7 protein-coding genes are annotated in these 6541 nt (G+C 63.3%); 4 read left to right on the top strand and 3 right to left on the bottom strand.

Going from position 1 to position 6541, the window contains the following annotated elements:
- Nucleotides 1–368: 368 nt before the first annotated feature.
- Together RM2_RS12675 and RM2_RS12670 are read right to left on the bottom strand one after the other, a co-directional pair.
- Complete coding sequence (locus tag RM2_RS12675) at nt 369–1034, bottom strand: DedA family protein (protein WP_072689753.1); 666 nt, start codon at nt 1032–1034, stop codon at nt 369–371.
- A 26-nt stretch (nt 1035–1060) separates the two neighbouring features.
- Nucleotides 1061–1825 (bottom strand): VTT domain-containing protein, encoded by a 765-nt coding sequence (locus RM2_RS12670; protein ID WP_072689788.1) that lies wholly within the window; start codon nt 1823–1825, stop codon nt 1061–1063.
- Nucleotides 1826–2001: 176 nt separating this feature from the next.
- Between RM2_RS12670 and fbaA the strand changes: the two genes are divergently transcribed.
- Nucleotides 2002–3036, top strand: a complete 1035-nt coding sequence (gene fbaA / locus RM2_RS12665) for a class II fructose-bisphosphate aldolase (protein WP_072689750.1) — start codon at nt 2002–2004, stop codon at nt 3034–3036.
- A gap of 59 nt (nt 3037–3095) precedes the next feature.
- On the opposite strand, the gene RM2_RS12660 is transcribed toward fbaA, so the two are convergent.
- The gene (locus tag RM2_RS12660) at nt 3096–3845 is read right to left on the bottom strand and encodes an Rv0361 family membrane protein (protein ID WP_072689747.1); all 750 of its coding nucleotides are present in this window, start codon (nt 3843–3845) and stop codon (nt 3096–3098) included.
- Nucleotides 3846–3982: 137 nt separating this feature from the next.
- On the opposite strand from RM2_RS12660, the gene RM2_RS12655 reads away from it, so the two are divergent.
- From RM2_RS12655 to RM2_RS12645, 3 genes are all read left to right on the top strand, one after another.
- The gene (locus RM2_RS12655; protein ID WP_072689744.1) at nt 3983–4399 is read left to right on the top strand and encodes a DUF3151 domain-containing protein; all 417 of its coding nucleotides are present in this window, start codon (nt 3983–3985) and stop codon (nt 4397–4399) included.
- 64 nt (nt 4400–4463) lie between these two features.
- Nucleotides 4464–5531 (top strand): FUSC family protein, encoded by a 1068-nt coding sequence (locus RM2_RS12650; RefSeq protein ID WP_084721768.1) that lies wholly within the window; start codon nt 4464–4466, stop codon nt 5529–5531.
- 73 nt (nt 5532–5604) lie between these two features.
- Nucleotides 5605–6531: a cation diffusion facilitator family transporter gene (locus tag RM2_RS12645; protein WP_072689738.1), complete on the top strand. Its 927-nt coding sequence runs from the start codon at nt 5605–5607 to the stop codon at nt 6529–6531.
- The last annotated feature ends 10 nt before the right edge of the window (nt 6532–6541 follow it).

Below are 6541 nucleotides of genomic sequence, written 5' to 3'. Positions count from 1 at the left end.
CGTAGCGTGTTGATCCCAATGATGACCTCTCGAGCCGATAGGCGTGTACACGCCTCCAAATGCCGTCAGGATTGCCGACACCCCATACGAAGGGGTAAGGGGCCACCCCGGTTCGGCTGACGAATAGTCACACTCTGCCGATCCGGGGTTGTCAGGCCACTTCGGGCGCTGGTGCGTCACGCGGCGCTCCCGAGGCCGATGTCGGCGGGTCGATTTGGGGAATTTTCCCTTATCATCGAACACCACTTCGGCCCGCGCCAAGGCTACCAGACCGGAGAGATCGGCAGTCTGCCAGCGGATTCAAGCGGACCTGATCTTTTTGTCAGCTACGGCTATCTCCGCCGCACGGAACCCGAAGGGGGAGCGTGCTAGTCCCGCACCTCTTCGACCGCCACTTCCTCCGGCGGTCGTGCCATCTCCTGGCGGTAGTGCCAGACTCCAACGGTGGTGCCGATCAATAGCAGGACGACCATGAAAGTGAGCACCGCCGGCATGAGCCACGGCACCCGGTCGAGGAGTGAGCCGCCGTAGAAGCCGATCAGCAACAGCACGGGCGCCCACAGGATCGCGCCAATGCTGCTCGCAACGGTGTATTTGGCGTGATTCATCTTTGCCGCGCCGGCGACCAAGGGGCACAGGGTGCGCACCCAGGGTATCCAGCGGGCGATGAGAACTGCCCAGAAGCCGCGTCGCTCGAGCAGCATGTTGACGCGGTGGAGGTTCGTGTAATTGAGGTACTTGCCGCCTCTACGGGCGAGGATGTGGTTTCCGGTTCGGTGACCGATGGCATAGCCCACCTGGTTGCCGCAGATCGCGGCGGTCATCGCCCCGGCTGACAGCGCCCATACGTGACCGGTGCCGGACGAATGGTTGGCGAGGACGATTCCCGCTGTGATCAACATCGAGTCGCCGGGAAGGAACAGGCCCAGAATCACCGCGCACTCGATGAAGACGAATGAGAGAACAATCAGCCAGACCAGCGCGGGGCCCGCCGATGCGAGAAACCCGAGACCGTCTGGTGCCGAGATGACCATCGTCAGCGAGTTGCCCCCGGTTGTGTTCAGGATGAGGAATTGGGCTCGGTCGGTGTGGTGACCGGTTGCGTGTACTCGGTTGTCGACTCGGCGCCCCGGCGGGACTTGAGGAAGCGCTTTGCCACCTCGACGATGATCGGCACCACAGATACGAAGACGATCAACAGGAAGATCACCTCGACGTTGGCGCGGATGAACTCGATTTGACCGAGCAGATAGCCGAGCAGGGTGACACCGGCGCCCCACAGGATGCCGCCCACGATGTTGTAGGTGAGGAACAGTGAGTACTTCATCCGTGACGCACCGGCGACGACCGGCGCGAACGTGCGCACGATCGGAACGAACCGGGCCAGGATGATCGTGATCGGGCCGTACTTCTCAAAGAAGGTGTGTGACTCGTCAATGTACTTCTTCTTGAAGAACCGTGCGTCGTTGCTCTTGAACAGTGCAGTTCCGCCCCTGCTGCCGATGAAGAAGCCCACCTGGTCGCCGAGGATCGCGGCGATCGGGATCAGGACCAGTAGCACCCCAATGTGGGCGAACGGTTCGATCTCCGTCGACTTCGACGCCGCGATGAGACCTGCGGTAAAGAGGAGAGAGTCGCCGGGAAGTAGGGGGAACAGCAGTCCCGACTCGATGAAGACGACCGCGAGGAGTCCGACGAGTACCCAGGTGCCGAAAGAGTTGAGGAGGTTTACTGGGTCGAGGAACCCCGGCAACAACGCGAGGTTGGTCACGGAATCCGATGCTGCCTGCACAATCACGGGTCTCAGCGTACCGGTAGTCGACATCTGCCGGACCACGGCGGATCATCGAGGTCACGTCGTCTCGCCAAGCCGCAGAAACGAGGTACCGCGACAGTCTCTGTGAGGTGTGCGACGTTGGTATTGCCATACTGCTAGGACCACATCGCGCGCTGCGCCGATCGTGCTCGCCGAAATCGATTCGTTTATGGAGGACTGCCGCCGTGCCAATCGCAACTCCCGAGGTCTATGCCGAGATGCTGGGTCGAGCCAAGGAGCACTCCTTTGCTTTCCCGGCCATCAACTGCACTTCTTCCGAAACCATCAACGCTGCGATCAAGGGCTTCGCGGATGCCGGCAGCGACGGCATCATCCAGTTCTCGACCGGTGGGGCCGAGTTCGGTTCGGGTCTGGGCGTCAAGGACATGGTGACCGGCTCGGTCGCGCTCGCCGAGTTCGCCCACGTGATCGCCGACAAATACGACGTCACGATCGCGCTGCACACAGATCACTGCCCGAAGGACAAGTTGGACGGGTTTGTGCGTCCGCTGCTCGAGATCTCTCGGCAGCGGGTCAGCGAGGGCCGCAACCCGTTGTTCCAGTCCCATATGTGGGACGGCTCCGCGGTGCCGATCGACGAAAATCTGGTGATCGCGAAGGAACTCCTAGCGCTGTCGAAGGCCGCCAACATCATCCTCGAGGTCGAGATCGGCGTCGTCGGTGGTGAAGAGGACGGCGTCGAAGCCGAGATCAACGACAAGCTGTACACGTCGCGCGAAGACTTCGAGAAGACGGTCGACGCACTCGGGGTAGGCGAGCACGGCAGGTATCTGCTGGCCGCGACGTTCGGCAACGTGCACGGCGTCTACAAGCCGGGCAACGTCAAGCTCAAGCCGGAGGTTCTCAGCGAGGGGCAGAAGGCTGCCGTCGCGAAGTTGGGTCTGGCTTCCGACGCGAAGCCGTTCGACTTCGTGTTCCACGGAGGATCGGGCTCGCTGAAATCCGAGATCGAGGAAGCGTTGAGCTACGGCGTCGTCAAAATGAACGTCGACACCGACACCCAGTACGCGTTCACCCGTCCACTGGTCGGACACATGTTCACCAACTACGACGGTGTGCTCAAGATCGACGGCGAGGTCGGCAACAAGAAGGTCTACGACCCACGCAGCTACTTGAAGAAGGCTGAGGCCGGCATGACGGCCCGGGTCGTCGAGGCCTGCAACGACCTGTTGTCCACCGGACGTTCCGTCTCGAAATAGGTCCGTCACGCTGGTGCGCCTTTCCGACGACCACCGTTGCCGGAAAGACGCACAGTTGTTCAGATGGGGTCACAGATCTTCCAGGATCCGTCGACCTTTTCGAGGTTGAACGTGCGCCACGACTGCTCATTCGGGTTGGCCGTGGTGTGCGCCTTCACCTGTGCGATGGCGGTATCGCCGGTGATCTGCACGGCATCGACCGCGCCGACCACCGGGATGTTCAGCTGGGTCACAGCGACCTGGTGGACTGCGGCGAATTCCTGATCGGGGATGCCCTGGTAGTACTCGGCTAGGCTGCCGCAGGTGCTGGTGCGAAGCGTTGCGAGATCGCCCTGAGTGAGTGCCGCGACGAACGTGTCGATTGCCCCTTGCACCTGGGCCTGGGGTGAGTTCGCGGCCCGGTTGTTGTTGTAGACCACCGCACCGGCGACCACGATGGCGGCGAGAACGATGACACCTGCGGTGATCGCGGCGAACAGCCAGGACTTCCCCGGCATCTTCACGGGCGGCTCGGCCGGGGCGACGCGCTGAGAGGTGCTCTGCTGAGGTGGCAGCACCCGCTGAGGTGCGGCCCTCGGCGGAGTGGGCCTCGTGTTCTGCGGGTGCTGAACCGGGATCGCAACGGTCTCAGCGTCGGACGGCGGCACGCTCTGCTTCGGGATCGCGGTCGTGACCGCCTCGGCCCCGGGGTTCGGTGACGGGGGCTGGGGTGCCGGGGGCTGGGGCAAATCCGGCTCGGACTCTCCCGGTTTCTGCTGTGCGGCCCCGGCCGGCCTTTGAGTCGATTCGTCTTTCGTCGGGTCCTGCACGCGCTGCCCCTCGGTCCGCAGAAAATGGAATGTTGGGGGAAGCCTAACGACATTGTGCGTCATCGAAGGTACTAAAGGGCGCGTGGCGGACGCGGGCCGATACCGTTGTAAAACCGCATGGAGGGCACAATAGGCGCATGACGTCTTTCGGTGACCTTCTCGGACCACAGCCCACGCTGCTTCCCGGGGACGACGAGGCTGAGTCGGCCCTGTTGAACCATGGGAACCCGGCGGACGTGGCGGCCGCCCATCCCACCGCATCGATTGCCTGGGCCTACCTGGCGGAGGCGTCTTTCGACGCGGGCGAGACCATCACGGCCTACGCCTACGCGCGCACCGGGTACCACCGCGGACTCGACCAATTGAGGCGTAACGGTTGGAAGGGCTTCGGCCCTGTTCCTTACAGTCACGAACCCAACCGCGGGTTCCTCCGCTGCGTCGCAATCCTGGCGAAGTCGGCGAAGGTGATCGGCGAGTCGGACGAGTATGCGCGCTGCCTCGACTTACTCGAGGACTGCGACCCCCGGGCTGCGGAAGCACTTGGCGTCGGTTAACGCTCTAAGCACTGCGAAGGTCCGTGGTCGAAAGGGGCTGCGGAGCTCGGTTCAACGACTTCGGGTGTCGGCGTTACCCATCCTGCAGTGTGCGGTGGCCGCCGGCAGTGCTTGGTGGGTCGCGACAGTGATCATCGGACACCCCTCCCCGTTCTTTGCGCCGATCGCTGCGGTCGTGTCATTGGGGCTTTCGCTCGGCGCGCGGTTGCGTCGTTCGGTCGAACTGGTCGCCGGTGTGACGATCGGCATCGGCATCGGTGATCTTCTGATCGCGGTCATTGGAACGGGTACCTGGCAGATCACCCTCGTGGTGGGGCTGGCCATGTCTGCGGCGGTGCTGCTCAACAGCGGTCCTATTTTCTCGATGCAGGCAGCGAGTTCGGCCGTCCTCGTCGCGACGCTTCTGCCACCCGGCGACATTGCCGGAATCGACCGTATGGTCGACGCGTTGACCGGGGGGCTCGTCGGCATCGCTGTCGTGGCGTTGATTCCCACTCACCCGGTCGGGCGTGCGCGCAAGCAGGCCGCGAACGTTCTAGGGACTGCCGCCGAGGTGATGCAGTTAGTGGCCGACGGGTTGTTGTCCAACGACGACAAGCCCATCGAGGACGCGTTGCGGAAGGCTCGAACCACCCAAGATTCCATCGACGCCCTGCGCGAGCAGATTGCGGGTGGCCGGGAGATCAGTCGTATCTCGCCCCTGTACTGGAACACCCGCGGACGACTAGATCGCCTGGCCGCCGTCGCTGACCCGCTCGACAACGCGTTGCGCAATATGCGGGTGCTCGCCAGGCGTTCACTCACGCTGGTGCGTGACGACGAGATTCTCAATCCCCGACTGGTCGATCAGGTGGAGAAACTCGCCCACTCGGTGGAAACTCTCAAGTTGATGGCGCTCGCCGATCCTGGTCAGCAACCCGATCAGGCCGAGGCGGCGAGGGTACTGCGGTCGGTGGCCTCCGGGCTGAAACCGGAACTGGTGGAAAATGCGGGCCTCTCCGCGACCGTGGTGTTCGCACAGGTTCGCTCCCTGACCGTCGACTTTCTGCAGGTCTCAGGCCTCAAACGCATCTCGGCCATCGCAACGCTGCCGCCCACGGTCGAGAAACCGGCGTATCGTCCCGAACCCTGACCGACAGCTCACGCTTGAAACATATGCGTACATGTGCATATGATCGGCGGAGTTCAGGAGGAAGGGGATGCCGATGGGAGTCGGTCACAGTCATTCACACGGCGGCACGGCCAGTGGCGATGAGGTAGGTCCGTCCCAGGGTCGAATCCGCCGCATGATCGTGGCATTGGCCATCGTCTTTGTATTCCTCGTTCTCGAGGCGAGCGTGGGTCTGATCGTCAACTCGCTCGCGTTGATCGCCGACGCCGGGCATATGCTCACCGATGTCGTCGGACTATCGATGGGACTCGCCGCACTCCTGCTGGCACGCCGGGGAAGCACCGCCGCTGCTCGGACCTTCGGTTGGCATCGTGCCGAAGTGCTGACTGCGATGGCGAACGCCGCTTTGCTGCTCGCGGTTGCGGTCTGGGTGTTCTACGAGGCGGTTTCCCGGATCGGTGATGCACCCGAAGTTCCCGGGCTACCGCTGATCCTCACCGCCGCCGCCGGTCTCGCCGCGAATATCGTTGTAATGCTGATGCTGCGCGCCGATTCGAAGGACAGCCTGGCCGTGCGGGGCGCGTATCTCGAAGTGCTCGCCGACGCCGTCGGCAGTGTCGGCGTACTCATCGCCGGTGGCCTGATTCTAGCCTTCAACTGGACCTACGCAGACATCGTCGTGGGTGTCCTCATTTCGCTGTGGGTGGTGCCGCGCGCGATCAAACTCGCGGCGGCGTCGCTGCGGATTCTGACTCAGGCCTCACCTGTCGATGTGGACGTCGAGACGGTGCAGGCCGACCTCGCCGCGTTGCCCGGGGTAACCGGCGTCCATGATCTTCACGTGTGGACCCTGACCACCGGCATGGATGTGGCGACTGTGCACCTGACCACCGATTCTGACACCTCCGCGGTGCTCGAGGCCGCCCGCGCCGTGCTCGAGACGCACCGCCTGCCGCATGCGACAGTGCAGGTGGAGTCGACCACGAACGGGCGGCACTGCGAGGAGAACGTCACCTGGTAGCGATTCGACG

It is taken from the genome of Rhodococcus marinonascens NBRC 14363 (assembly GCF_001894885.1).
GTDB classification, from domain to species: Bacteria; Actinomycetota; Actinomycetes; order Mycobacteriales; family Mycobacteriaceae; genus Rhodococcus_F; species Rhodococcus_F marinonascens.
This window is presented reverse-complemented; position numbering and strand designations above follow the sequence as displayed.

Bases quoted from the DNA above. Each gene is read 5' to 3' on its own strand.
- RM2_RS12645 (WP_072689738.1), top strand. From the start codon at position 5,605: ATGGGAGTCGGTCACAGTCATTCACACGGCGGCACGGCCAGTGGCGAT.
- RM2_RS12655 (WP_072689744.1), top strand. From the start codon at position 3,983: ATGACGTCTTTCGGTGACCTTCTCGGACCACAGCCCACGCTGCTTCCC.
- RM2_RS12670 (WP_072689788.1), bottom strand. From the start codon at position 1,825: ATGTCGACTACCGGTACGCTGAGACCCGTGATTGTGCAGGCAGCATCG.
- RM2_RS12675 (WP_072689753.1), bottom strand. From the start codon at position 1,034: ATGGTCATCTCGGCACCAGACGGTCTCGGGTTTCTCGCATCGGCGGGC.